25 protein-coding genes and 1 other annotated feature are annotated in these 25,123 nt (G+C 50.7%); all 25 genes read left to right on the top strand.

The features are described from left to right. Nucleotides 1-20 precede the first annotated feature (20 nt). Nucleotides 21-1,478: a glutamate--tRNA ligase gene (gene gltX, locus F456_RS0117705; RefSeq protein ID WP_018978391.1), complete on the top strand. Its 1,458-nt coding sequence runs from the start codon at nt 21-23 to the stop codon at nt 1,476-1,478. A gap of 98 nt (nt 1,479-1,576) precedes the next feature. Then, the gene (locus tag F456_RS0117700) at nt 1,577-1,933 is read left to right on the top strand and encodes a hypothetical protein (RefSeq protein WP_018978390.1); all 357 of its coding nucleotides are present in this window, start codon (nt 1,577-1,579) and stop codon (nt 1,931-1,933) included. 18 nt (nt 1,934-1,951) lie between these two features. Continuing rightward, the gene (cysE, locus tag F456_RS0117695; protein WP_018978389.1) at nt 1,952-2,632 is read left to right on the top strand and encodes a serine O-acetyltransferase; all 681 of its coding nucleotides are present in this window, start codon (nt 1,952-1,954) and stop codon (nt 2,630-2,632) included. A 27-nt stretch (nt 2,633-2,659) separates the two neighbouring features. Beyond that, complete coding sequence (cysS, locus tag F456_RS0117690; RefSeq protein WP_018978388.1) at nt 2,660-4,063, top strand: cysteine--tRNA ligase; 1,404 nt, start codon at nt 2,660-2,662, stop codon at nt 4,061-4,063. 1 nt (nt 4,064) lies between these two features. Next, nucleotides 4,065-4,529 (top strand): Mini-ribonuclease 3, encoded by a 465-nt coding sequence (locus F456_RS0117685; protein WP_018978387.1) that lies wholly within the window; start codon nt 4,065-4,067, stop codon nt 4,527-4,529. A gap of 55 nt (nt 4,530-4,584) precedes the next feature. Beyond that, nucleotides 4,585-5,331, top strand: a complete 747-nt coding sequence (rlmB, locus tag F456_RS0117680; protein ID WP_018978386.1) for a 23S rRNA (guanosine(2251)-2'-O)-methyltransferase RlmB — start codon at nt 4,585-4,587, stop codon at nt 5,329-5,331. Nucleotides 5,332-5,340: 9 nt separating this feature from the next. Continuing rightward, nucleotides 5,341-5,862, top strand: coding sequence for an NYN domain-containing protein (locus F456_RS0117675; RefSeq protein WP_026293959.1), 522 nt, complete (start codon nt 5,341-5,343; stop codon nt 5,860-5,862). 185 nt (nt 5,863-6,047) lie between these two features. After that, nucleotides 6,048-6,695, top strand: coding sequence for an RNA polymerase sporulation sigma factor SigH (gene sigH / locus F456_RS0117670; protein WP_018978384.1), 648 nt, complete (start codon nt 6,048-6,050; stop codon nt 6,693-6,695). A gap of 236 nt (nt 6,696-6,931) precedes the next feature. Next, nucleotides 6,932-7,081 (top strand): 50S ribosomal protein L33, encoded by a 150-nt coding sequence (gene rpmG, locus F456_RS24090; RefSeq protein ID WP_083923737.1) that lies wholly within the window; start codon nt 6,932-6,934, stop codon nt 7,079-7,081. 21 nt (nt 7,082-7,102) lie between these two features. Continuing rightward, a complete protein-coding gene (secE, locus tag F456_RS0117665) occupies nt 7,103-7,294 on the top strand; it encodes a preprotein translocase subunit SecE (RefSeq protein ID WP_026293958.1) in 192 nt (63 codons plus the stop codon). Nucleotides 7,295-7,318: 24 nt separating this feature from the next. Beyond that, nucleotides 7,319-7,852, top strand: coding sequence for a transcription termination/antitermination protein NusG (gene nusG, locus F456_RS0117660; protein ID WP_018978382.1), 534 nt, complete (start codon nt 7,319-7,321; stop codon nt 7,850-7,852). A 24-nt stretch (nt 7,853-7,876) separates the two neighbouring features. Next, nucleotides 7,877-8,302 (top strand): 50S ribosomal protein L11, encoded by a 426-nt coding sequence (gene rplK, locus F456_RS0117655; RefSeq protein ID WP_018978381.1) that lies wholly within the window; start codon nt 7,877-7,879, stop codon nt 8,300-8,302. Nucleotides 8,303-8,390: 88 nt separating this feature from the next. After that, nucleotides 8,391-9,083 carry a 50S ribosomal protein L1 gene (rplA, locus tag F456_RS0117650; protein ID WP_018978380.1) on the top strand — a complete coding sequence of 231 codons (693 nt, stop codon included), beginning with the start codon at nt 8,391-8,393 and terminating at the stop codon, nt 9,081-9,083. 73 nt (nt 9,084-9,156) lie between these two features. After that, nucleotides 9,157-9,288, top strand: a sequence feature (ribosomal protein L10 leader region). A gap of 106 nt (nt 9,289-9,394) precedes the next feature. Beyond that, complete coding sequence (gene rplJ, locus F456_RS0117645) at nt 9,395-9,901, top strand: 50S ribosomal protein L10 (RefSeq protein WP_018978379.1); 507 nt, start codon at nt 9,395-9,397, stop codon at nt 9,899-9,901. Between the two features lie 179 nt (nt 9,902-10,080). Further along, nucleotides 10,081-10,443, top strand: coding sequence for a 50S ribosomal protein L7/L12 (rplL, locus tag F456_RS0117640; protein WP_018978378.1), 363 nt, complete (start codon nt 10,081-10,083; stop codon nt 10,441-10,443). Between the two features lie 162 nt (nt 10,444-10,605). After that, the gene (locus F456_RS0117635; protein WP_018978377.1) at nt 10,606-11,205 is read left to right on the top strand and encodes a class I SAM-dependent methyltransferase; all 600 of its coding nucleotides are present in this window, start codon (nt 10,606-10,608) and stop codon (nt 11,203-11,205) included. Between the two features lie 493 nt (nt 11,206-11,698). Beyond that, entirely contained in the window at nt 11,699-15,250 is a 3,552-nt protein-coding gene (rpoB, locus tag F456_RS0117630; RefSeq protein ID WP_018978376.1) for a DNA-directed RNA polymerase subunit beta, read from the top strand. A 40-nt stretch (nt 15,251-15,290) separates the two neighbouring features. Then, on the top strand, nt 15,291-18,905 hold the full coding sequence (rpoC, locus tag F456_RS0117625; protein ID WP_018978375.1) for a DNA-directed RNA polymerase subunit beta': 3,615 nt from the start codon (nt 15,291-15,293) through the stop codon (nt 18,903-18,905). A gap of 157 nt (nt 18,906-19,062) precedes the next feature. Beyond that, a complete protein-coding gene (locus F456_RS0117620) occupies nt 19,063-19,311 on the top strand; it encodes a ribosomal L7Ae/L30e/S12e/Gadd45 family protein (RefSeq protein WP_018978374.1) in 249 nt (82 codons plus the stop codon). A gap of 160 nt (nt 19,312-19,471) precedes the next feature. After that, complete coding sequence (gene rpsL / locus F456_RS0117615; protein WP_026293957.1) at nt 19,472-19,894, top strand: 30S ribosomal protein S12; 423 nt, start codon at nt 19,472-19,474, stop codon at nt 19,892-19,894. A 46-nt stretch (nt 19,895-19,940) separates the two neighbouring features. Further along, nucleotides 19,941-20,411 carry a 30S ribosomal protein S7 gene (gene rpsG, locus F456_RS0117610; RefSeq protein WP_018978372.1) on the top strand — a complete coding sequence of 157 codons (471 nt, stop codon included), beginning with the start codon at nt 19,941-19,943 and terminating at the stop codon, nt 20,409-20,411. Nucleotides 20,412-20,460: 49 nt separating this feature from the next. After that, nucleotides 20,461-22,539 carry an elongation factor G gene (gene fusA, locus F456_RS0117605; protein WP_018978371.1) on the top strand — a complete coding sequence of 693 codons (2,079 nt, stop codon included), beginning with the start codon at nt 20,461-20,463 and terminating at the stop codon, nt 22,537-22,539. A gap of 98 nt (nt 22,540-22,637) precedes the next feature. Then, nucleotides 22,638-23,828, top strand: coding sequence for an elongation factor Tu (gene tuf / locus F456_RS0117600; protein ID WP_018978370.1), 1,191 nt, complete (start codon nt 22,638-22,640; stop codon nt 23,826-23,828). A 311-nt stretch (nt 23,829-24,139) separates the two neighbouring features. Further along, nucleotides 24,140-24,448, top strand: a complete 309-nt coding sequence (gene rpsJ / locus F456_RS0117595) for a 30S ribosomal protein S10 (RefSeq protein WP_018978369.1) — start codon at nt 24,140-24,142, stop codon at nt 24,446-24,448. A gap of 39 nt (nt 24,449-24,487) precedes the next feature. Beyond that, nucleotides 24,488-25,111 carry a 50S ribosomal protein L3 gene (rplC, locus tag F456_RS0117590; protein WP_018978368.1) on the top strand — a complete coding sequence of 208 codons (624 nt, stop codon included), beginning with the start codon at nt 24,488-24,490 and terminating at the stop codon, nt 25,109-25,111. Nucleotides 25,112-25,123 lie beyond the last annotated feature (12 nt).

Raw genomic sequence — 25,123 nt, 5'->3', positions numbered from 1 at the left:
GACACGGGAGGAAGACAATGATGAGTAAGGAAGTACGCGTACGTTACGCACCGAGTCCGACAGGACATCTGCATATCGGCAACGCCAGAACGGCACTGTTTAATTACCTGTATGCCCGCAATCAAGGGGGCAAATTTATCGTCCGTATTGAGGATACCGATGTGAAGCGGAATGTAGCCGGCGGAGAAGAAAGCCAGCTCAAGTATATGCAGTGGCTGGGCATCGATTGGGATGAAAGTATCGATATCGGCGGGGAATACGGCCCTTACCGCCAGACGGAACGCGTGGACATCTATAAGACGTACTGGCAGGAGCTGCTGGACAAAGGATTGGCTTACCTTTGCTACTGCACGGAAGAAGAGCTTGAAAAAGAACGCGAAGAACAGATGGCGGCCAACCAGACTCCGCGCTATTCGGGCAAGCACCGAAATCTGACGCTGGAGCAGCGCCAAGCATTTGAAGCCGAAGGACGCGTACCGAGCGTACGTTTCCGCGTGCCTGAAAACAAAACATATACGTTCGACGACATGGTTAAAGGCGAAATCTCCTTTACGACCGAAGATACGGGCGACTTCGTTATTGTAAAAAGAGACGGTATCCCTACTTATAATTTCGCTGTAGTCATCGACGACTATTTGATGAAAATCTCGCATGTACTGCGCGGAGAAGACCATATCTCCAATACACCGCGTCAATTGATGATCTACGAAGCACTGGGCTGGGAGCCGCCGCGCTTTGCACATATGACGCTCATCGTAGGCGACGACCATAAGAAGCTGAGCAAGCGAAACGAATCGATTATCCAATTCATTTCGCAGTATGAAGAGCTGGGCTACCTGCCTGAAGCGCTGTTCAACTATATCGCGCTGCTCGGCTGGTCGCCGGAAGGTGAAGAGGAAATCTTCAGCCGTGAAGAATTGATCTCGATCTTCAATGCAAGCCGTCTCTCGAAGAGTCCCGCCGTATTCGATCCGCAAAAGCTGGCGCACATCAACAACCATTACATCAAGAATGCCGATCCGCAGCGGATCGCCGATTTGGCCATTCCTCATTTGCAAAAAGCGGGTCTTCTGCCGGAAACGTTGGATGCCGCGCAGCAGGATTGGGCACAGCGTCTGGTGGCCCTGTACCAGGAGCAGATGAACGCCGCTTCGGACATCGTAAGCTTGTCGGAGATGTTCTTCCGCAAAGAAGTAGAGTTCGGCGAAGAAGAAAGTGCCGTGCTCGCCGACGAGAAAGCGCCTGCTGCTTTGGGAGCGTTTCTGGCCAAAGTTGAAGCTTCAGAAGAATTCTCGCCAGAGCGTATGGCTGCCCTGATCAAGGAAGTGCAGAAGGAGAACGGAATCAAAGGCAAACAGCTGTTCATGCCGATCCGCGTAGCGCTGACTGGACAAATGCATGGTCGCGACCTCAACCAGACCATCTACCTGCTGGGCAAGGAAACGGTTATCGAACGGCTTAAAGCTCAGACGGCCTAAGCCCAGACAGGATCAGAAGCGATTCCCGATCAAAAGTAATTAACGAAACGACGCTCGGCGGCTTTACCCGATTGTCAGACCCAGGCGATTCGTTTATAATGGCTACACAAGATCGATACAAAGTTGTTATTAATCGAATATTGGATAGCGAAGAACAGGAGAAGTACGTCGTACGCCGATTCCCCAGAGAGGACGGCCGCTGCAGGACGCCGCAGTGGCGTTCTGCAGACGGCTGGGAGCCGTCCGGAGTCGGTAGGCGGAAATGCGCCTGGGAGCTGCGGATTCGAAGCGTGAACAGCCTCTGCGGGCGTTTGCGTCTAGAATCCGCCGGCCAGTCCCCGTTACGGACTTTGAACAAGATGGATTTCCTGGTTACCCGGAAATCCAAGCAGAGTGGAACCGCGGTCAAACGCCTCTGCAGCATCATGCTGCCGGGGCGTTTTTATTTTGGGTAATGGAAGCGAGGAAGCGAGATGTTCAAATCGATCAGATCCGATGTCCGGGCGGTATTCGACAATGATCCGGCGGCAAGAAGTTTGTTTGAAGTCGTATTTACCTACTCGGGGCTGCATGCGATTTGGGCACATCGGGTAGCGCATAAACTCTACAAATGGCGGCGTTTTACGCTGGCAAGATTCGTTTCGCAGACCAGTCGCTTTTTCACGGGAATCGAGATTCATCCGGGGGCGACCATCGGCAATCGTCTGTTCATTGACCACGGCATGGGTGTCGTGATCGGTGAGACGTGCGAGATCGGTGACGATGTCGTCATCTATCAGGGCGTCACGCTGGGCGGTACGGGTAAAGAAAAAGGAAAGAGGCATCCGACGATCGGCAGCAATGTGGTAATCGGTTCGGGTGCCAAAGTGCTCGGTTCCATTACAATAGGCGATCAGAGCAATATCGGTTCAAATTCTGTCGTGCTCAAGGAAGTGCCGCCGAACAGTACGGTAGTCGGCATACCTGGACAGATCGTTCGGCAGCACGGACGCAAGGTGGATCGCCTCAGCCACCAGATGCCTGATCCTTCGCGCGATGCGATCTGCGAGCTGCGCCGCCAGATCGGAGAGCTGCAGAGGGAACTCGAACAGGTCCGGCGGGATGCATATAGGGAACCGCCGCGTGCGGCAGGTAACGGAGACAGACAGCAATGAGCGATGTGAAAGAGAGGAATGTGACTAATGACTTTGCAAATTTATAACACGATGACAAGAGAGAAAGAAGAGTTTGTACCCGTTACTCCAGGCAAGGTGAATATGTATGTGTGCGGTCCAACCGTTTACGACTATATTCATATCGGGAATGCGCGTCCGGTTATCTTTTTTGATGTAGTGCGCGCTTACTTGGAAGACCGCGGCTACGAGGTCAAATACGTAGTTAACTTTACGGACGTGGATGACAAGCTGATCCGCAAGGCGGAAGCGATGAACACAACGGTTACGGAAGTGGCAGAGAAGTTTATTGCGGCGTATTACGAAGATATTGAAGGACTTGGAGTGGAGAAAGCAACGCTGAACCCTCGGGTAACGGAAAATATGGACGATATCATCGCCTTTATCGACGAGTTGGTGAAAACGGGGCATGCGTATCCGAGCGGCGGGGACGTCTATTTCCGGACTTCCAGCTTCGAATCATATGGCAAATTGTCGCGTCAGAACCTGGAACAGCTGCAGTTCGGCATCCGGATCGAAGTCGACGCACGCAAGGAGAATCAAGAGGACTTCGTTCTGTGGAAAGGCGCCAAGCCTGGTGAAATCTCTTGGGATAGCCCATGGGGAGCGGGTCGTCCGGGCTGGCATATCGAATGCTCGGCAATGGCGCGCCGCTACCTCGGGGATACGCTGGACATTCATGGAGGCGGACAGGATCTGCAGTTTCCGCATCATGAGTGCGAAATTGCCCAATCGGAGTGCCTGAGCGGCCACTCGTTGTCCAACTACTGGATGCATAACGGCTACGTCAACATCAATAACGAAAAAATGTCCAAATCGCTCGGCAACGGCATTACGGTACAAGATCTGCGCAAGCGGTACAAAAAAGAAGCGCTGCGTTATTTTGTCCTCTCGACCCACTATCGAAACCCGTTGAACTTCAGTGCGGACAACATGCAGCAGTCGATCAACAGCGTAGAACGGATTGAAAATGCCGTGAGCGGTGTTCATCACCGTCTCGAAACAGCGACGGTTGGTGGAGAAGGCGTATCGGATGAGCTTCGTACGAAGCTGGAGGCCGTACTGAATGACTTTTATGCGAAAATGGACGAAGATTTCAATACGCCCGATGCGGTTACCGCAATTTTCGAATGGGTGAACGAAGCGAATCTGATTTTGCGTGGGGAAGTGGCGAGAAAGGCCGACCTCGAAGCGCTGCTGGATACGTTCCGCAAAATGAACAGGGTGCTCCGTATTGCATCCGAACCGGGTGCGGAACTGCTGGACGAAGAAGTGGAAGCTTTGATCGTCGAGCGTACGGAAGCTCGCAAGATGAAAAACTGGAGCCGCTCCGACGAAATTCGCGATCTGTTGGCGGAGCAGGGGATTCTGTTGGAAGATACGCCGCAGGGCATGAGATGGCGGAGGAAATAAGATGACCGATCACGAGGGAAGAGACGGGATGGACGGCATGCTGTTCGGTTTTCCTCCGTCCAAGGCTCCGGGACTGCTGCCGCCAATCGTACTGGCCTATATTGGCGACGCGATATTTGAGGTAGCAATCCGACAGTATTTGATCGGTCATACCAACCTTCGGCCCCATCATCTGCATCGGGAGGCGACCAAATTGGTCTCGGCCGGTGCACAGGCGCGGATGTTGTTTCGGATCGAGGGGGAGTTGACCGAAGAAGAAGCGGATATCGTCCGTCGAGGGCGTAACGCCAAATCGGGATCTATTCCAAAAAATGCGGATGCGTTGGAGTATCGGCACGCAACGGCATTGGAGTGCCTGGCCGGCTATCTCTATTACAGCGGCCGCGTCGGACGTCTGGAAGAGCTGGTTCGTCAGGGACTTGCTTCTTCCGATGCCGAAGCGTCAGATCCGCCGGAACGCACATGAACGATTATTTTAGAAAGCGGCGAACAAATGACGCCGGCAGAAAGGGAGTTACAACATGGATGAAGAATTGATTGCCGGCAAGCACTCAGTCGCCGAGGCGCTGAGAGCCGGACGAAGCATCAACAAAATTTGGATCGCGGAGGGTACGCAGCAGAAGCAGATGCAGCCAATTTTGACAGAAGCGAAAAAACGAGGCGTCATTGTTCAATCGGCGGATAAACGAAAGTTGGATACGCTCGTACCCGGCATTCAGCATCAAGGAGTAGTTGCACAAGCTGCGCCGTATGTCTATGCGGAAGTTGAAGATCTGCTTGCAGCAGCTGCTGCGAAAGACGAAGATCCGTTTTTGCTTATTCTGGACGAGATTGAAGATCCGCATAATTTGGGTTCGATTCTGCGTACCGCCGACTGCACAGGAGTTCACGGCGTGATCATCCCAAAGCGTCGTTCGGCACAGGTCAATGTTACAGTCTCGAAAACAAGCGCTGGCGCTGCTGAATACGTTCCGGTCGCACGGGTAACAAACTTGGTGCAAACAATGGAAAAGCTTAAAGAATCCGGAGTTTGGATCGCAGGTACCGACGTCCGCGCCGAAGGCGAAATTTACGATACGGACGTCTTCAAAGGACCGCTGGCGATTGTGATCGGCAATGAAGGCGAAGGTATGGGACGCCTGATTCGCGAAAAATGCGATGTTCTGATCAAGCTGCCGATGCAGGGCCGAATCAACTCGCTTAACGCTTCCGTCGCCGCCGGCGTAGTCATGTATGAAGTGCTGCGCCAGCGCAGCGGAAGAAAGTAGCGTAAGATGATGGCCGATTTGCGGGATGTGCTTCTGGTGGACGGCTACAACATGATCGGAGCCTGGCCCGACCTGGCTTCGCTGTCGCAAATCGACATGAATGAGGCACGTGACCGCCTGCTTGAGCGTCTGGCCGATTATCAGGCTTTTACAGGCCGGAGAGTGATTGCGGTATTTGATGCCTACCGGGTGCCCGGCAAAGGCAAAACGTTTGAGCAGGGCAGAGTCGAAGTCTACTTTACAAAAGAAAAAGAGACTGCGGACGAAGCGATCGAACGTTTTGCCGTACAGCTCCGGGTAAAGCGCCGTCTAATTTATGTGGCGACGAGCGACTTTATGGAGCAAAGTGTCGCTTTTGCACAGGGAGCGCTGAGAGTACCGGCGCTTGAATTGTTGGTCGATGTCGAGCAGAGCGAAAAGGAGATCGGGAAAAAGATTGCCGAGCAGGCACGTCAAGGCCACCGCAATACGCTTGACGGCAAACTGACGCCTGAGCAGCTCAAAATGTTTGAACGCTGGCGCCGCCAATAAGCGGCGCTTTCTTCCCAAGCAAAAAGTAAGCGTTTTTTTATCAATTGGTGAACAAAAAGGAATTATACGGTACAACAGCTCTCTTTTGCACGTTATGCAGTTGACTGTGTAAGGTGACATAATATATACTGAGGCTAACTTTTAAGACAGGCTCGAAACTTGCGCCGCGGCCGGAGGGATTGCTGGTGAGTGTAGATCTCAAAGACGTCATGGTTTCACCCTATGATTTTCAGAGTGATGAAGAAGTTGTGGAAGCGGTACATACCGGCGACAGCGAAGCGTTGGAATATCTGATCAATAAGTATAGAAATTTTGTCCGGGCCAAGGCACGGTCTTATTTTCTGATCGGAGCAGACCGCGAGGATATTATCCAGGAAGGCATGATCGGCCTGTATAAGTCGATTCGTGATTTTCGCGGAGACAAGCTGGCTTCTTTCAAGGCGTTTGCTGAGCTGTGCATTACCCGGCAGATCATAACGGCGATCAAGACGGCGACGCGGCAAAAACATATTCCGCTCAATTCGTACGTTTCGTTGGACAAGCCGATTTATGAAGAAGATTCGGAACGTACACTGCTGGATGTCATCAGTGTCTCCCAAGTATGCGATCCGGAAGAATTGGTCATCAACCGGGAAGAATTCAGTGGGCTGGAAGACAAAATGGCGGAAATTTTAAGTGAATTGGAACGTCAGGTCCTGATGCTTTATTTGGACGGACGTTCTTACCAAGAAATTGCAGTTGACCTTCGAAGACACGTGAAATCGATCGATAATGCGCTGCAGCGAGTTAAGCGGAAATTGGAACGGTACTTGGAAGTGCGCGACCAAGTATAAGCATATGCCGGAGAGCCGGTCGGCTTATAGAAAGCTCCATCTGAAATATGAAAGACAGAAAAAGACTCCGATATCGGAGTCTTTTTGCATATTACGAAAAAACCGCGTCGCTTCAAGGTTTTCGTTGACAGTATATGTCGGCTATGCTAAAGTGTTTTAGGTAGGCCTAAAATCATGATTTTAGGCTCAATACGAGTTCTTCTTGATTGAAGGATATCTTCGGGAGGTGTACATCTATGCGGGTTATTATCACGTTGGCATGCACAGAATGCAAGCAGCGCAATTATACAACGATGAAAAACAAACGTAATCACCCTGACCGCATGGAGATGAAGAAGTATTGCAAGTATTGTAACTCGCAAACTCCTCATCGTGAGACTAGATAGTCTGTTGGAGGTGTCATGGGCGTGAAAAAGAGCTTCAAGTCTATGTTTTCCTTTTTCTCTGAAAGCTGGGCTGAACTTAAAAAGGTTCGCTGGCCCAATCGCAAAGAACTAACCAATTACACGCTGGTCGTGCTTGGTACGATTGTTGTGATGGCTGTATTCTTTTGGGTAATCGACATCGGACTCTCCTATGCGATTGAAGCGATAATTTAAGGAAAGGCCTGTAGGTGGCTTGATATGGAAAAAAGATGGTACGTCGTTCATACCTATTCCGGGTATGAGAACAAAGTCAAAGCCAATTTGGAAAAACGCGTAGAATCGATGGGCATGGAAGACAAGATTTTCCGGGTTCTTGTTCCTATGGAAGAAGAAGTGGTCGACAAAGACGGTAAGAAAAAAACCGTCATGCGTAAGGTCTATCCGGGTTATGTCTTGGTGGAAATGGTCCAGACCGATGATTCTTGGTACGTTGTACGCAACACGCCTGGAGTCACAGGTTTTGTAGGTTCAACGGGTTCCGGTTCCAAGCCGACAGCCCTGCTTCCGGAAGAAGTAGAACAAATTCTGAAGCACATGGGCATGTCCGAACCGAAACCGAAGATCGAATTCGATCTAAAGGAATCCGTGCGCATCAAAGTGGGACCTTTTGCAAACTTTGTCGGAACAGTGGAAGAAATTCTGCTCGAGAAAAGCAAGCTGAAGGTTCATGTCAACATGTTCGGGCGCGAAACGCCGCTTGAATTGGATTACACGCAAGTCGAGAAGATTTAATTAACGCAAGGAGGTGTTTCTCAGATGGCAAAGAAAGTCATTAAAATGGTGAAACTTCAAATTCCTGCAGGCAAAGCTAACCCAGCGCCTCCAGTAGGTCCAGCATTGGGTCAAGCAGGTGTGAACATCATGGCATTCTGTAAAGAATTCAATGCTCGCACAGCCGACCAGGCAGGTCTGATCATTCCGGTCGAGATCTCCGTATTTGAAGACCGTTCGTTCACTTTCATCACGAAAACTCCACCGGCTGCAGTTCTGCTGCGCGTCGCTGCGAAGATCGAGAAGGGTTCGGGCGAACCGAACAAAAAGAAAGTTGCTACGGTTAACCGCGATACTGTTCGCCAAATCGCCGAGCAAAAAATGCCTGACCTGAACGCTGCGAGCGTTGAGTCCGCAATGCGTATGGTTGAAGGTACAGCACGCAGCATGGGTATCACGATCCAAGACTAATTCTTGAGTATCGTCCAAAGCCGAGCCTCAAGGCAGTGCGGCATACGTGGGAGGGTTACCCGCTAACACCACAAAGGAGGAATACACAATGGCTAAACACGGTAAGAAGTACCTCGAAGCTGCCAAACTGATTGACGTTGAAGCAGTTTACGAACCAGCCGAAGCTGTAAGCATCGTTAAAAAGACAGCTACAGCTAAATTCGACGAAACAGTCGAAGCGGCAGTACGTTTGGGTGTAGACCCACGTAAACAAGACCAAGCCGTTCGCGGCGTCGTTGTCCTGCCACACGGCACGGGTAAAACGCAGCGCGTATTGGTATTTGCAAAAGGCGATAAAGCAAAGGAAGCGGAAGCTGCCGGAGCTGACTTCGTAGGCGATCAGGATATGATCAACAAGATCCAACAAGGTTGGTTCGAGTTCGACGTCTGCGTAGCAACGCCTGACATGATGAGCGAAGTCGGTAAACTGGGTCGTCTGCTGGGTGGTAAAGGCCTCATGCCTAACCCTAAAGCAGGTACAGTTACTTTCGACGTTACCAAGGCTGTTCAAGAAATCAAAGCCGGTAAAATCGAATACCGTCTGGACAAAGCAGGCCAAATCCATGCACCGATCGGCAAAGCGTCGTTCAGTGAGGATCAGTTGAACGAAAACCTGAAAGCACTGATGGACGCACTGAACCGTGCGAAACCAGCTGCTGCCAAAGGCGTTTACCTGAAGGGCGTAGCAGTGTCCGCAACGATGGGACCGAGCGTTCGCGTTAACACAACTTCGTACAAATAAAAAAATGTTGACTAACGTCAACGTTTCTGATAATCTGTAGAAGTTGTTTCAATCAGTTCTTCGGAACGATTGCTAAATTTGAATATGCTTACCGTAGACAGTAGGTGCTCTTGGGCTTAATTTCCTACCGAGGTGTCGTGATAGAATTTCAGCTTTGCTGATTCGTCAAGCCTTCGTCTTCTGCGGAGGCTTTTCTTATTGCCTACGGTGCATTTTTAACTTACGTTGAAAATGCAGCAACAGTGGGGAACGAATGGGCCGTCTGTAAGGCGGTTCCGCGTTTCACTCGAATTCAACAGGAGGTGTACGATTTGGCTAACGCAAAAGTGATTCAATCCAAACAAGAAGCGGTAGACGTAATCGCTGGTAAATTGCGCGAAAGCGTGACAACCGTGGTTGTCGATTACCGTGGTCTGAACGTTGCTCAAGTTACCGAGCTGCGTAAACAGCTGCGTGAAGCGGGCATCGAGTTCCAGGTTCTGAAAAACTCGCTGGTTCGCCGTGCGACTGCAGCTGCCGAACTGAGCGATCTTGACGCGGTTCTCACAGGACCGACGGCAATCGCGTTCGGTACGGAAGACGTTGTAACGCCTGCTAAAATCCTGAACGACTTCGCGAAAGCGAACGACGCTCTGGAACTTAAAGGCGGCGTGGTAGAAGGACGTGTAGTAAGTGCCGACGAACTGAAAGCACTGGCTTCCCTGCCTTCCCGCGAAGGTTTGCTGTCCATGCTCCTCAGCGTGCTTCAGGCTCCTATGCGCAACTTCGCGCTGGCAGTCAAAGCCGTTGCGGAAAAAGACGAGCAGCAAAGCGCTTAAGAAGTACCGAGAATCGCGGATGCGTGCTGAAGCGATTTGAGGGACCGAGTATTTGGACTTCGTCCGAATATTCGGAAGCCCTGATCTGCTGAATAAACAGATTGGGCATGTTTCATCCCGTTTCACAAAACTGACAGCCTTAATCGGCTGATCCCACATACCCAAATGGAGGTTCAATCATGAGCAACGAGCAAATCCTTGAAGCCATCAAAGGCATGACTGTACTGGAACTGAACGACCTGGTTAAAGCAATCGAAGAAGAATTCGGCGTAACTGCAGCAGCTCCTATGGCAATGGTAGGCGGCGGCGCAGCAGCAGCTGAAGCTGAGCAAACTGAATTCGACGTTATCCTGACAAGCGCTGGCGCTTCGAAGATCAACGTTATCAAAGCAGTTCGCGAAATCACAGGTCTTGGCCTGAAAGAAGCAAAAGAAGTAGTAGACAACGCTCCAAAACCAATCAAAGAAAAAACTTCTAAAGAAGATGCAGAAGCTGTAAAAGCAAAGCTCGAAGAAGCAGGCGCTTCCGTAGAAGTGAAGTAATTGCTTTTTAAATAAGCGTTACACAGGGCAGACCCTCGAAGTTATCCTGCTTCGGGGGTCTGTTCTCGTATTTGATGCCAATTTCGAAACAAGTCGTTTTTATTTCGTTTTGTTTTGGAGTAGGCTTTGAGCCTTCGATCACCGATAAAGGGGTTGAATCGGATGTCGGATCATTATTATTCCAACCGTCCCTCTGCGGCTCACGATCGTAAGACGATCGAAGCCGATCTACGCGGCAAAAAAGTTCATTTGGTTACGGATGCAGGTGTCTTTTCCAAAGGTGGTCTTGACTACGGAAGCCGAGTGCTGATTGATGCGCTGGATATTCCCGAAGGGGCTTCTGTATTGGATGTCGGATGCGGCTACGGACCAATCGGTATTGCTGCTGGAATTATGGGCGCTTCAAGTATCACTATGCTGGATGTTAACGAGCGTGCGGTGGAATTGGCACGCGAAAATGCGGCGGCCAATGGCATTTCGAACGTTAAGGCTGCGCAGAGCGATCTGCTTCAGGCGGTAGCCGGAGAACGCTTTGATGTCATTATCACCAATCCTCCGATTCGGGCAGGCAAAGAAACGGTACATCGTTTGTTCGAACAGGCAAGCGAATGTTTGAATCCTGGCGGAGCGTTGTGGATCGTGATACAGAAAAAGCAGGGAGCGCCGTCGGCAAAAGCCAAGCTGGAGATGCTGTTTCAATATGTAGAAGAAGTAACGAAAGACAAAGGGTATCGGATCTATAAAGCAGTAAAAGGGGAATAACATTTCTCGGGATACGGCTTATTGAAAAGACCTGAAGTAAGACGGAGCAAATTATCTTTTTCGATAAAATTCGGAAAAGGGATTGACCGGCCATAAAGATCATGTTATAGTTGTAAAATGTCAGTATAGAATGCCCTACGTGGCTTTAGCATATTAAAATGTCAAGAGGCTCCGCAAAACAGCAAAGGAAGCGCGGTTTTGTTTGGGGCTTAATGTTTTGATGTGTGAAGGTGGATGTGCGGGCATTTTTGACGGCACCGTGAAAGGTATGCAGCGACGTTTTTCATTTATGCTTTGATTCATTAATGATCCGGCCATGCGACGCTCTTTTTTCGAATCATACTCGATAAGGGCTTTTCTGCATGTAAGGGTCGCGCCCGTTTTGATTACATTATACGTGATTCAAAGTAAGGGTCGCAATGGAATTTTTAAACTCGGCATTTTTCATCCAAAAAGTGCCTAAAGTTGAGTAGACATTGAGGGGTGAGTATAGTTGACGGGACATCTTGTTCAATATGGTCGACGCACTCGGCGGAGTTATTCGCGAATTCATGAGGTGCTCGAAGTTCCGAATCTGATCGAGATTCAACAGAAATCGTACGACTGGTTTCTAGAGCAAGGTCTTCGCGAGATGTTTCATGATATTTCGCCGATCCAGGACTTTACCGGGAATCTGATTCTGGAATTTATCGATTACAGCCTTGGGGAACCGAAATACACGACAGACGATGCCAAAGAGCGTGACGTAACATACGCGGCGCCGCTGCGCGTGAAAGTCCGCCTGATCAACAAAGAAACGGGCGAAGTCAAAGAGCAGGAAGTATTTATGGGCGACTTCCCGCTGATGACCGAAACCGGTACGTTTATCATAAACGGTGCGGAACGGGTTATTGTCAGTCAGTTGGTTCGCTCTCCAAGCGTCTACTTCAATAATAAAGTGGACAAAAACGGAAAGAAAACATACAGCGCGACTGTCATCCCGAACCGCGGCGCATGGCTTGAGCTCGAAACGGACGCCAAGGACATTATCTACGTCCGAATTGACCGTACAAGAAAGATCCCGGTTACGGTGCTGCTTCGTGCGCTCGGTTTCGGCAGCGATGCCGAAATTCTGGATCTGCTCGGCAATGACGAGTATATCCGCAACACGCTCGACAAGGACAACACAGACTCGACGGAAAAAGCACTGATCGAGATCTACGAACGTCTGCGTCCGGGTGAACCACCAACATTGGATAATGCGAGAAGCCTTCTGATTGCACGCTTCTTCGATCCAAAGAGATACGATCTCGCCAATGTAGGTCGTTATAAAATCAACAAAAAGCTTCATATCAAAAACCGTCTCTTCAACCAGCGGTTGGCTGAAACTCTGGTCGACACTGTAACAGGTGAAATCATCGCTGAAGCGGGCCAGATGGTAGATCGTCGTCTTCTTGACGAAATTCTGCCTTATCTGGAAAGCGAGCACAGCGTGAAGACGTATCACGTTGCAGGCGGCGTTCTTGATGCCAACGACATTCCGATGCAGTCGATCGATGTATTTTCGCCGATTGAAGACGGTAAAGTCGTCAAAGTTATTGCAAACGGCCTGATCGACAAGTCGGTCAAAAATATTACGCCTGCTGACATCGTAGCTTCGATCAGTTACTTTATCGACCTGCTGCACGGTATCGGCGATACCGACGATATCGACCACTTGGGCAACCGTCGTCTGCGTTCCGTAGGCGAACTGCTTCAGAACCAGTTCCGTATCGGTTTGTCCCGGATGGAACGTGTTGTACGCGAACGGATGTCGATTCAGGACGCTAACGTGATCACGCCTCAGGCTCTGATCAACATACGTCCGGTTATCGCATCGATCAAGGAGTTCTTCGGTAGTTCGCAGCTCTCCCAGTTCATGGACCAGACGAACCCGCTTGCAGAGTTGACGCACAAACGTCGTCTGTCCGCACTCGGACCCGGCGGTCTAACCCGCGAACGTGCGGGCTTCGAAGTTCGAGACGTTCACGCCAGTCACTATGGCCGGATGTGTCCGATCGAGACGCCGGAAGGACCGAACATCGGTCTGATCAACTCGCTGTCCACGTTCGCGCGGATTAACGAGTACGGCTTCATCGAAGCGCCTTACCGCAGAGTCGATCCGAAGACCAACAAGGTAACGGAACATATCGACTATCTGACAGCCGACGAAGAAGATAACTATGTGGTGGCTCAGGCTAATGCCCAGCTGACCGAAGATGACTCTTTCGCCGACGAGATGGTTATCGTTCGTTACAACAAACAGGCCGACAACATCCTCCCGATGCCGAGTACTCGCGTCGATTACATGGACGTTTCGCCAAAACAGGTCGTATCCGTCGCGACGGCGCTCATTCCGTTCCTTGAGAACGATGACTCCAACCGCGCACTGATGGGATCAAACATGCAGCGTCAGGCCGTTCCTTTGTTGATTCCTAAGGCACCTCTTGTAGGTACCGGTATGGAACACAAGGCGGCTAAAGACTCCGGTGTATGTATCGTCGCCAAGCATGACGGTTACATCGAACGCTCGACTGCAAGTGAAATTACGCTGCGCCGCGTCGAGATGGTCGATGGGCAAGAAGTCAAAGGCGACTTGGTCACTTATAAATTACACAAATTCATGCGTTCGAACCAAGGGACGTGCATCAACCAGCGCCCGATCGTTCGCGCAGGCGACGTCGTGAAAAAAGGTGATATTCTGGCGGACGGTCCTTCGACCGAAATGGGCGAATTGGCTCTGGGCCGCAACGTTGTCGTAGCCTTCATGACTTGGGAAGGTTACAACTACGAGGATGCTATTCTGCTGAGCGAAAAGCTTGTTAAGGAAGATGTATACACTTCGATTCACATCGAGGAATACGAATCCGATGCACGCGATACGAAGCTCGGACCGGAAGAAATCACGCGCGATATCCCGAATGTCGGCGAAGAAGCGCTGAAGAACCTCGACGATCGCGGCATTATCCGCATTGGTGCGGAAATTGCTGCTGGCGATATCCTTGTCGGTAAAGTCACGCCTAAGGGCGTAACGGAACTGACGGCGGAAGAGCGTCTGCTGCATGCAATCTTCGGCGAGAAGGCCCGCGAAGTTCGCGATACTTCCTTGCGTGTACCTCACGGTACCGACGGAATCGTTGTGGACGTCAAAGTCTTCACCCGCGAAAACGGCGACGAACTGCCTCCGGGCGTTAACCAGCTTGTTCGTGTGTATATCGCACAGAAACGGAAGATCTCCCAGGGCGACAAGATGGCCGGACGTCACGGTAACAAGGGTGTCGTATCGCGCATCATGCCTGAGGAAGATATGCCGTTCCTGCCGGACGGCACGCCGGTTCAGATCGTACTGAACCCACTGGGCGTACCTTCGCGTATGAACATCGGACAAATACTGGAAGTCCACCTGGGCATGGCGGCACAGCGTCTGGGTATCCACGTAGCCACTCCGGTATTCGACGGAGCGAACGAGTACGATGTATTCGATACGATGGAAGAAGCCGGCATGCAGCGCAACGGTAAAACGATCTTGTACGACGGACGTACCGGCGAACGCTTCGAGCGTGAAGTTACGGTCGGCGTCATGCATATGATCAAACTGGCGCACATGGTTGACGATAAGATCCACGCCCGTTCCACGGGTCCTTACTCGCTCGTTACACAGCAGCCTCTGGGTGGTAAAGCTCAGTTCGGTGGACAGCGTTTCGGGGAAATGGAAGTATGGGCACTGGAAGCCTACGGCGCGGCATACACGCTGCAGGAAATTCTAACTGTCAAGTCCGATGACGTGGTTGGCCGCGTGAAAACGTACGAGTCCATCGTTAAGGGCGAGAACGTTCCGGAACCTGGTGTACCGGAAGCGTTCAAAGTTTTGATCAAGGAACTGCAGAGTTTGGGCATGGACGTTAAAATCCTTGGCGAAGACGAGCAGGAGATCGAAATGAAAGAATTGGACGACGAGGAAGAACCGACCGGCGGCGACAAACTGGGCCTCAATTTGGAAGGTTCGGAAGTCGGCGCGGAACAATAAGTTTTAAAAATCAGGAACCGCATATAGGGAGGGTTGCTCCTTGTTGGATGTAAACAACTTCGAGTTTATCAAGATCGGGCTCGCTTCGCCGGACAAGATTCGTTCTTGGTCCCGGGGCGAGGTGAAAAAGCCGGAAACGATCAACTATCGTACGCTCAAACCGGAGAAAGAAGGTCTTTTCTGCGAAAAGATCTTCGGACCGACCAAAGACTGGGAATGCCACTGCGGAAAGTACAAACGGGTTCGTTATAAAGGCGTCGTCTGCGATCGCTGCGGCGTTGAAGTTACCCGTGCAAAAGTACGCCGCGAGCGGATGGGCCATATCGAGCTCGCCGCTCCGGTTTCCCACATCTGGTACTTCAAAGGAATCCCGAGTCGTATGGGTCTGGCGCTGGACATGTCGCCGCGCTCGCTCGAAGAAGTCATTTACTTCGCTTCTTACGTTGTAACCGATCCGGGCGAAACGCCACTGGAAAGAAAGCAGCTTCTGTCCGAAAAAGAATACCGCAGCTACCGCGAAAAGTATGGCTACGGATTCCATGCGGGCATGGGTGCCGAAGCAGTGAAGAAGCTCCTTCAGGATATGGATATCGACAAGGAACTTGAGTTCCTCAAAGAAGAACTGCGTACAACGCAGGGACAGCGCAGAAGCCGGGCGATCAAACGTCTGGAAGTTATCGAAGCGTTCAAGAGTTCGGGTAACAATCCGGACTGGATGATCCTCGATGTACTGCCGGTTATTCCACCGGAACTGCGTCCGATGGTACAGCTGGATGGCGGCCGTTTTGCAACGTCCGACTTGAATGATCTGTATCGCCGCGTAATCAACCGGAACAACCGTCTGAAAAGACTGCTTGATCTTGGTGCTCCGGATATCATTGTTCAGAACGAGAAGCGTATGCTGCAGGAAGCGGTAGATGCCTTGATCGACAACGGCCGTCGTGGTCGTCCTGTCACAGGTCCAGGTAACCGTCCACTCAAATCCCTCAGCCACATGCTTAAAGGTAAACAGGGACGTTTCCGTCAGAACCTTCTCGGTAAACGTGTCGATTATTCCGGTCGTTCCGTTATCGTCGTAGGTCCGAACCTGAAGATGTACCAATGCGGTCTTCCGAAGGAAATGGCGTTGGAACTGTTCAAGCCTTTCGTAATGAAAGAACTCGTCAACAAAGGACTGGCTCATAATATCAAGAGTGCGAAACGCAAAGTTGAACGCGTAAGCGCCGAAGTCTGGGATGTTCTCGAAGAAGTAATTAAGGAGCATCCGGTTCTGTTGAACCGTGCCCCTACGCTTCACCGTCTCGGTATTCAAGCGTTCGAACCGATCTTGGTTGAAGGTAAAGCGATTCGTCTGCATCCACTCGTATGTACGGCTTACAACGCCGACTTCGACGGTGACCAGATGGCCGTGCACGTTCCGCTTTCTGCGGAAGCGCAGGCGGAAGCCCGTATCCTGATGCTGGCATCCGGTAACATCCTGAACCCGAAAGACGGCAAGCCTGTTGTTACTCCTTCGCAGGATATGGTTCTCGGAATCTACTATCTGACGATGGACAACAATCAAGCCAAGGGCGCAGGTATGATCTTACGCAACGTCAATGAAGCGGTGTCCGCTTATCAGCGCGGCACAGCCGACCTCCACGCTCGCGTGGCGATTCCGGTTAAAGCTCTCAATAAAACAAGCTTCACCGAAAAACAGCAGGACGCTATGTTGATTACGACAGTCGGTCGGATTATCTTTAACGAGATTTTCCCGGCAAGCTTCCCGTATATCAATGACGCGACTCGTGCGAACTTGTTTGACGGCGTGGCGGAAGACTTCTTCATCTATGAAAAAGGTGAAAATGTTACCGATCGTATCATCAATGCTCCGCAAACGAAGGGCATCGGTAAAGAGTATCTGGGCGAAATCATCGGACGCTGCTTCGAGGTTTACCAGACGACTCAAACTTCGATGATCCTCGATGAAATCAAACAGCTTGGCTTTACGTACTCGACTCGTTCGGGTGTAACGGTAGCCGTGTCTGATGTTGTCGTACCGCCTGAGAAGAAAGATCTGATGGAGGAATCGGACAAGAAGGTTGCGGTTATTACAAACCAATACCGTCGTGGTCTGATCACCAACGAAGAACGGTATGACCGTGTAATCGAAATTTGGTCGCACGCCAAGGATCAAATTAGTGACATTCTGATGAAATCCATGGACCGTTACAACTCCATCATGCTCATGGTCGACTCCAAAGCCCGTGGTAACAAATCGCAGATCACCCAGCTGGGCGGTATGCGTGGTCTGATGGCCAACCCATCCGGTCGGATCATCGAACTCCCAATCAAGTCGAACTTCCGCGAAGGCCTGACGGTCCTCGAGTACTTCCTGTCCACACACGGAGCGCGTAAAGGTCTTGCCGATACCGCCCTGCGTACGGCCGACTCGGGTTACTTGACCCGTCGTCTGGTTGACGTGGCTCAAGACGTGATCGTGCGCGAAGACGACTGCGGAACCGACAAAGGCTTTATGGTAAGTCGTATCCAAGACGGCAAAGAAGTGATCGAAGATCTGTACGACCGTATTGAAGGCCGTTACTGCTTCGAGACTGTTCGCCATCCGGAAACCAAAGAAATCATCGCCACTCGCAATGAGCTGATCACTTCTGACAAAGCGGAAGAAATCATCAAAGCCGGCGTTGAGAAACTGCAAATTCGTTCCGTACTCAGCTGCCGCGCCCGTCATGGTGTGTGCAAAAAGTGCTATGGACGAAACCTGGCTACAGGTAAACACGTCGAGATCGGCGAAGCGGTTGGTATCATCGCCGCTCAATCGATCGGCGAACCAGGAACACAGCTTACTATGCGTACGTTCCACACCGGCGGCGTTGCCGGCGATGACATCACGCAGGGTCTGCCGCGTATCCAAGAGTTGTTCGAGGCTCGTAACCCTAAAGGTCAAGCCACGATCAGCGAAATCGACGGCGTCGTGAAAGAGATCCGCGAAGCGAAAGACCGTCGCGAGATTGAAATTCAAGGCGAAGCCGAAAGCAAAACGTATCTGGTCACTTACGGTTCCCGTCTGCGTGTACGCGAAGGTGTGACTGTAGAAGCTGGAGACGAGCTGACAGATGGTTCGATCGATCCAAAAGAAATGCTGCGCATTAAAGGTATCCGCGGCGTGCAGAACTATATCCTTCAGGAAGTTCAGCGCGTATATCGGAACCAGGGCGTAGAAATCAACGACAAGCACGTCGAAGTCATGATTCGTCAAATGCTGCGCAAGATCCGCATTGTAGACGCTGGCGAAACGACACTGCTGCCGGGATCGTTCGTCGATCTTCATGAGTACGAAAAAGCCAACAAGGAAGCGATGCTGAAGGGCAAAGACCCTGCTGTAGCCAAACCGGTTCTGCTCGGTATTACGAAAGCATCCCTGGAGACTGACTCCTTCCTGTCGGCCGCATCGTTCCAGGAAACGACTCGCGTCCTTACCGACGCAGCGATCAAAGGTAAAGTCGACCAACTGCTTGGCCTGAAAGAAAACGTCTTGATCGGTAAGCTGATTCCTGCCGGTACCGGTATGAGTCGTTATCGCAATATTCGTTTTGAAGATCCGGAAGGCATGGAAAGCGGAGAAGAATCCATGGAACCTGTAACGACCGAATAAGGCCGCTGCAGTTTTCAAAGAATTGGGGTGGAGAGGGAGAGCGATCTTCCTCTGAAGCCCCGAAATTCTTTGCTTGACATACCTCTAGATCAAATGCTAATATAGCAAAGGTGCGTGAGCAGGCAGTACCAATCCTGTCTTTTGGAGGATATGCCGAATGTCTAATGATAAAGGACTCCAGGATGCTCATGTCAAAATCGGCGCTAAGCAGACCGTACGTGCGGTCGAACTTGGTGAAGCTTCCGAAGTTTATGTAGCCATGGACGCAGATCAGCGGATGATCGCAAAGATCACATCGTTGTGCAGCAAGTCCGGCGTAAAGATCACCGAAGTTGAGACGATGCGAGAGCTCGGCAAAGCTTGTGGGATCGAAGTCGGAGCGGCGATGGTTGCGGTTCTGAAGTGAGCAAGTCATAACTGTGTAAGAACGTTTTTGTTTCAGAAGCAATGAGCGTCTGGGGCAAAAACTTTCATTTGTTCTTTTATGAACCACCTGGGTCTGTGGACTTGGGAAAATGGTTTATAACAAGGATGTTTATCAATATGGGAAGGGGGTGGCAATGAAAATGCCAACTATTAACCAACTCGTCCGTAAAGGACGTCAAGCGAAAGTCGTAAAGTCGAAATCCCCAGCATTGCAAAAGGGTTTCAACGCACTGAAGCGTGAGGAAACAAACCTGAGCGCCCCGCAAAAACGCGGTGTCTGCACTCGTGTAGGTACGATGACTCCACGTAAACCGAACTCCGCGCTTCGTAAGTATGCCCGTGTTCGTTTGACGAACCGTATCGAGGTGACTGCTTACATTCCGGGTATCGGACACAACCTGCAAGAACACAGCGTCGTGCTGGTTCGCGGAGGTCGCGTAAAGGACTTGGCGGGTGTACGTTACCATATCGTTCGCGGTGCTCTTGATACTGCAGGCGTAAACGGACGTATGCAAGCCCGTTCGAAATACGGCGCTAAGCGTCCAAAAGAAAAGAAAAATTAATTTGAGCGCCTAAGGGCGTTCAACTATTGGAGAAAGGGGGATATCCATGCCACGCAAAGGTCCAGTTACCAAAAGAGACGTACTGCCGGATCCGGTGTACAACAGCAAACTGGTTACTCGTCTGATCAACCGCATTATGATCGACGGTAAACGCGGTGTAGCTCAGAACATCCTGTATAACTCGTTCAAGTTGATTCAAGAACGGACGGGCAACGACCCGATGGAAGTATTTGAAGCTGCAATCAAGAACATCATGCCGGTTCTCGAAGTTAAAGCCCGCCGTGTAGGTGGTGCCAACTATCAGGTACCGATCGAAGTTAAACCAGAAAGACGGACGGCTCTTGGTCTCCGTTGGCTCGTTAACTACTCCCGCAACCGCGGCGAGAAGACAATGGAAGAGCGTCTGGCGGCTGAAATCATCGATGCATCGAACAATACAGGCGCATCTGTGAAGAAACGCGAAGACACGCACAAAATGGCTGAAGCGAACAAAGCGTTTGCTCACTACCGCTGGTAGGATTTCGGCTTAGCAACCAATACTGATATTTGAAGGGAGATTCCCATTCATGGCAAGAGAGTTCTCCTTGAAAAATACACGTAACATCGGTATCATGGCGCATATTGACGCTGGTAAAACGACTACCACTGAACGGATTCTGTTCTACACAGGCATCACGCACAAAATCGGTGAAGTTCACGATGGCGCTGCAACGATGGACTGGATGGAGCAGGAGCAGGAGCGCGGAATCACGATCACGTCCGCCGCTACAACCGCTCAATGGAACGGTTACCGCGTCAATATCATCGATACCCCGGGACACGTTGACTTCACAGTTGAAGTTGAACGTTCCCTTCGTGTATTGGACGGGGCAGTAGGCGTATTCAGTGCCAAAGAAGGTGTCGAACCTCAGTCGGAAACCGTATGGAGACAGGCTGACCGTTATGGCGTTCCCCGGATCGCTTATGTCAACAAGATGGACATTATCGGTGCAGACTTCCTTAACGTAGTTAAAGATATGGGCGAGCGTCTTCAAGCTAATGCGGTAGCTATCCAGCTGCCTATCGGCGCAGAAAACGACTTTGCCGGTATTATCGACCTGGTAGAGCAAAAAGCTCACATGTACAAAGATGATCTTGGTCAGAACATTGAAGTTGTCGACATCCCGGAAGAATATCTGGGACAAGCCGAAGAACTTCGTGCTATCCTGATCGAGAAAGTTTCGGAACTGGACGAAGAATTGACAATGAAATACCTGGAAGGCGAAGAGATCACAGTTGATGAGATCAAAGCCGCTCTGCGTAAAGGCGTTGTTGATGTTAAGATTTTCCCAGTTATCTGCGGATCTTCTTACAAAAACAAAGGTATCCAGCTTATGCTGGACGCTGTTGTTGATTATCTCCCAGCTCCAATCGACGTACCTGCAATCCAGGGTACTCTTGAAGATGGTACGGAAGCAGTTCGTCATTCTTCGGATGAAGAGCCGTTCTCCGCACTCGCATTCAAAATCATGACAGACCCTTACGTGGGTAAACTGACGTTCTTCCGTGTATACTCCGGTACGCTTCAATCCGGTTCGTATGTACTGAATGCATCGAAAGGCAAACGTGAGCGGATCGGTCGTATCCTGCAAATGCATGCTAACAGCCGTCAAGAAATCAGCGTTGTATACTCCGGTGATATCGCAGCAGCTGTTGGTTTGAAAGATACGGGTACAGGTGATACACTGTGTGATGAGAAGAGCCCGGTCATTCTCGAGTCGATGAACTTCCCAGATCCCGTTATCGAGATCGCCGTGGAACCGAAAACCAAAGCCGACCAAGATAAATTGGGCGTAGCACTTGGTAAGTTGACGGAAGAAGATCCAACCCTTCGTGCTCATACAGACGAAGAAACCGGTCAGACCATTCTGGCAGGCATGGGTGAACTCCACCTTGATATCATTATCGACCGGATGCGTCGGGAATTTAAGGTAGAAACCAACGTGGGTAAACCACAGGTAGCTTACCGTGAAACTTTCCGTCAGCCAGCCCGCGTAGAAGGTAAGTTCGTTCGTCAATCCGGCGGCCGTGGTCAATACGGTCACGTATGGGTTGAGTTCGAACCGCTGGAGCCGGGTACAGGCAGTCAATTCGAAAGTAAGGTAGTCGGTGGTTCCGTACCGCGCGAATATGTGCAGCCGGCCCTTGCAGGTATCGAAGAACAGATGAAGAGCGGCGTTATCGCGGGCTTCCCGCTGGTAGACGTTAAAGCGACAATCGTCGACGGCTCTTATCACGATGTCGATTCCAACGAAATGGCATTCAAAATTGCCGGTTCGATGGCACTCAAAGCAGCGAAGGAAAAGTGTAACCCTGTCCTGCTTGAGCCAATCATGAAAGTCGAAGTAACGGTTCCCGAGGAGTACATGGGCGACGTTATGGGTATGCTGAGCTCCCGTCGCGGCCGTATCGAAGGTATGGATTCCCGCAGCGGTGCTCAAATCATCCGTGCGAAGGTACCTCTCTCCGAAATGTTCGGTTACTCGACGACTCTGCGCTCCGGTACGCAAGGACGCGGCGTGTTCTCGATGGAACTTTCTCACTATGAAGAAGTTCCGAAAAACATCGCTGAAGAAATCGTATCGAAAACGAAAGCAGGGGAGTAATCCTCGTTTTCACCGCTGGGAGGCGGATCCTTATGGAGATCGCTTCCCGGATTAATTTAAACCTATAATTTTTCTAAATTAAGGAGGAACTGTCTCAAATGGCTAAAGCTAAATTTGAACGTAATAAGCCGCACGTTAACATCGGTACTATCGGTCACGTCGACCATGGTAAAACGACCCTGACTGCCGCTATCACAACTGTACTGTCGAAAACTTATGGTGGCGCTGCTATCGCATTTGACCAAATCGATAAGGCTCCAGAAGAAAGAGAACGTGGTATCACGATCTCGACAGCACACGTAGAATACGAGACTCCTGCTCGTCACTACGCACACGTTGACTGCCCAGGACACGCCGACTATGTTAAAAACATGATCACTGGCGCTGCTCAAATGGACGGAGCTATCCTGGTTGTATCCGCAGCTGACGGCCCAATGCCGCAAACTCGCGAACATATCCTGCTCTCCCGTCAGGTAGGCGTTCCTTACATCGTCGTATTCCTGAACAAATGCGATATGGTTGAAGATGCTGAACTGTTGGAACTGGTTGAAATGGAAGTACGTGACCTGCTGAGCGAATATGACTTCCCAGGCGACGACACTCCAATCATCCAAGGTTCGGCTCGTGAAGCTCTGCAAAACCCAGAGGGCGAGTGGGCTCAGAAAATCGTTGAAATGTTCAACATCATCGATGAGTACATCCCAACTCCAGAGCGCGACACAGATAAGCCTTTCCTGATGCCAGTCGAGGACGTGTTCTCGATCACTGGTCGTGGTACGGTAGCAACTGGTCGTATCGAACGTGGTACGGTTAAGATCGGCGACGAAATCGAAATCGTAGGTATCGCTGAAGAGTCCAAGAAATCGGTTGTTACGGGCGTAGAAATGTTCCGTAAGCTGATGGATTCCGCTCAAGCCGGCGACAACATCGGCGCCCTGCTGCGCGGTGTAGACCGTCAGCAAATCGAGCGTGGACAAGTTCTGTCGAAACCAGGTTCGGTTAAGCCGCACACTGAGTTCACAGCTCAAATCTACGTCCTGACTAAAGAAGAAGGTGGCCGTCACAAGCCTTTCTTCACAGGATACCGTCCTCAGTTCTACTTCCGTACAACTGACGTAACAGGCATCATCAACCTGCCAGAAGGCGCGGAGATGGTAATGCCAGGCGACAACATCACGGTTACTGTTTCGCTGATCAACCCGATCGCTATCGAAGAAGGAACTAAGTTCTCCATTCGTGAAGGCGGACGTACAGTAGGCGCAGGTGCCGTAGCAACAATCCAAAAATAATACGGTTCCTCAAAAGACCGTTTATAAAGCAACAGTGTACTGGAACGAGTAACAATGTACTGTAAACGAAACACGAGGCGGGGCCTTTATCCCGGAGTCGGGATAGGGCCTCGTTTTCTTTTTGTGTAATTTTAAAAAAGGTATTGCATTGTCGCGTCTTCTTCTATATAATAATGAATGTTGTTCTGCGACGTTGCGATGATGCGAGAGGTTACCGACACACCCGGCTCCTTTGCCATAGTGGTCGTGCGCGGAAAATTTTCGCGGAGTATGTCCGATATCAAATTGGGCGATAGAAGGAGGGAATTATAATGGCAAAGCAAAAAATTCGTATTCGTTTGAAGGCATATGATCACAGAGTTCTGGATCAGTCCGCTGAGAAAATCGTTGAGACAGCAAAACGTTCGGGTGCCGGTGTTTCTGGTCCGATTCCGCTGCCAACTGAAAAGCAAATCATTACCGTTCTCCGTGCGGTGCACAAGTACAAAGACTCGCGCGAACAGTTCGAGATGCGTACGCACAAGCGTCTGATCGACATCGTGAACCCGACTCCACAAACTGTGGACGCACTGATGCGTTTGGACCTGCCGTCCGGTGTAGATATCGAAATCAAGCTGTAATACTCCTGAATAAGGACATAAATGAAAAGAGGTGTCAACATGAAAGGTATCTTAGGGAAAAAACTGGGTATGACCCAAGTGTTCACCGCTGAAGGTAACGTCGTTCCGGTAACGGTTATCGAAGCAGGCCCTTGCGTGGTTCTGCAGAAGAAAGACCTGGAAAACGATGGTTATGAAGCGGTACAAATCGGTTTTGCGGATAAGAAGACTACTCGTTCCAACAAACCGGAGGCAGGCCACGCCAAAAAGGCGGATACTGCACCTAAGCGCTACATTCGCGAACTTCGCGGTGTTGACCTCGGAACTTACGAGGTTGGACAAGTGCTTAAAGCGGACGTATTTGCAGAAGGCGAATTCGTTGACGTAAGCGGCGTATCCAAAGGTAAAGGTTTTGCCGGCGTTATCAAACGTTGGGGACAAAGCCGCGGACCAATGGCGCACGGCTCGCGTTACCACCGCAGACCGGGTTCGATGGGTTCCATCCAGGCTAACCGTGTACCGAAAGGTAAACGCCTGCCAGGACACATGGGTCACGACTCGATCACTGTTCAAAACCTCGAAATCGTAAGAATTGATGCTGAACGTAACGTGCTGCTCGTTAAAGGCTCCATTCCGGGTCCTAAAAACAGCTTCGTTAAAGTTCGCGCATCGGTGAAGAAATAATAGATTTTTAGA

The organism is Saccharibacillus kuerlensis DSM 22868, from assembly GCF_000378145.1.
In the GTDB taxonomy this organism is placed as follows: Bacteria; Bacillota; Bacilli; order Paenibacillales; family Paenibacillaceae; genus Saccharibacillus; species Saccharibacillus kuerlensis.
The sequence above is the reverse complement of the archived record's forward strand: the minus strand, read 5'-3'. Positions and strand labels throughout refer to the sequence as shown.

What these genes read in the sequence shown, in the direction of transcription:
- gltX (WP_018978391.1), top strand. Translation starts at nt 21, where the DNA reads ATGAGTAAGGAAGTACGCGTACGTTACGCACCGAGTCCGACAGGACAT.
- F456_RS0117700 (WP_018978390.1), top strand. Translation starts at nt 1,577, where the DNA reads ATGGCTACACAAGATCGATACAAAGTTGTTATTAATCGAATATTGGAT.
- cysE (WP_018978389.1), top strand. Translation starts at nt 1,952, where the DNA reads ATGTTCAAATCGATCAGATCCGATGTCCGGGCGGTATTCGACAATGAT.
- cysS (WP_018978388.1), top strand. Translation starts at nt 2,660, where the DNA reads ATGACTTTGCAAATTTATAACACGATGACAAGAGAGAAAGAAGAGTTT.
- F456_RS0117685 (WP_018978387.1), top strand. Translation starts at nt 4,065, where the DNA reads ATGACCGATCACGAGGGAAGAGACGGGATGGACGGCATGCTGTTCGGT.
- rlmB (WP_018978386.1), top strand. Translation starts at nt 4,585, where the DNA reads ATGGATGAAGAATTGATTGCCGGCAAGCACTCAGTCGCCGAGGCGCTG.
- F456_RS0117675 (WP_026293959.1), top strand. Translation starts at nt 5,341, where the DNA reads ATGGCCGATTTGCGGGATGTGCTTCTGGTGGACGGCTACAACATGATC.
- rpmG (WP_083923737.1), top strand. Translation starts at nt 6,932, where the DNA reads ATGCGGGTTATTATCACGTTGGCATGCACAGAATGCAAGCAGCGCAAT.
- nusG (WP_018978382.1), top strand. Translation starts at nt 7,319, where the DNA reads ATGGAAAAAAGATGGTACGTCGTTCATACCTATTCCGGGTATGAGAAC.
- rplK (WP_018978381.1), top strand. Translation starts at nt 7,877, where the DNA reads ATGGCAAAGAAAGTCATTAAAATGGTGAAACTTCAAATTCCTGCAGGC.
- rplA (WP_018978380.1), top strand. Translation starts at nt 8,391, where the DNA reads ATGGCTAAACACGGTAAGAAGTACCTCGAAGCTGCCAAACTGATTGAC.
- rplL (WP_018978378.1), top strand. Translation starts at nt 10,081, where the DNA reads ATGAGCAACGAGCAAATCCTTGAAGCCATCAAAGGCATGACTGTACTG.
- F456_RS0117635 (WP_018978377.1), top strand. Translation starts at nt 10,606, where the DNA reads ATGTCGGATCATTATTATTCCAACCGTCCCTCTGCGGCTCACGATCGT.
- F456_RS0117620 (WP_018978374.1), top strand. Translation starts at nt 19,063, where the DNA reads ATGTCTAATGATAAAGGACTCCAGGATGCTCATGTCAAAATCGGCGCT.
- rpsL (WP_026293957.1), top strand. Translation starts at nt 19,472, where the DNA reads ATGCCAACTATTAACCAACTCGTCCGTAAAGGACGTCAAGCGAAAGTC.
- rpsG (WP_018978372.1), top strand. Translation starts at nt 19,941, where the DNA reads ATGCCACGCAAAGGTCCAGTTACCAAAAGAGACGTACTGCCGGATCCG.
- fusA (WP_018978371.1), top strand. Translation starts at nt 20,461, where the DNA reads ATGGCAAGAGAGTTCTCCTTGAAAAATACACGTAACATCGGTATCATG.
- tuf (WP_018978370.1), top strand. Translation starts at nt 22,638, where the DNA reads ATGGCTAAAGCTAAATTTGAACGTAATAAGCCGCACGTTAACATCGGT.
- rpsJ (WP_018978369.1), top strand. Translation starts at nt 24,140, where the DNA reads ATGGCAAAGCAAAAAATTCGTATTCGTTTGAAGGCATATGATCACAGA.
- rplC (WP_018978368.1), top strand. Translation starts at nt 24,488, where the DNA reads ATGAAAGGTATCTTAGGGAAAAAACTGGGTATGACCCAAGTGTTCACC.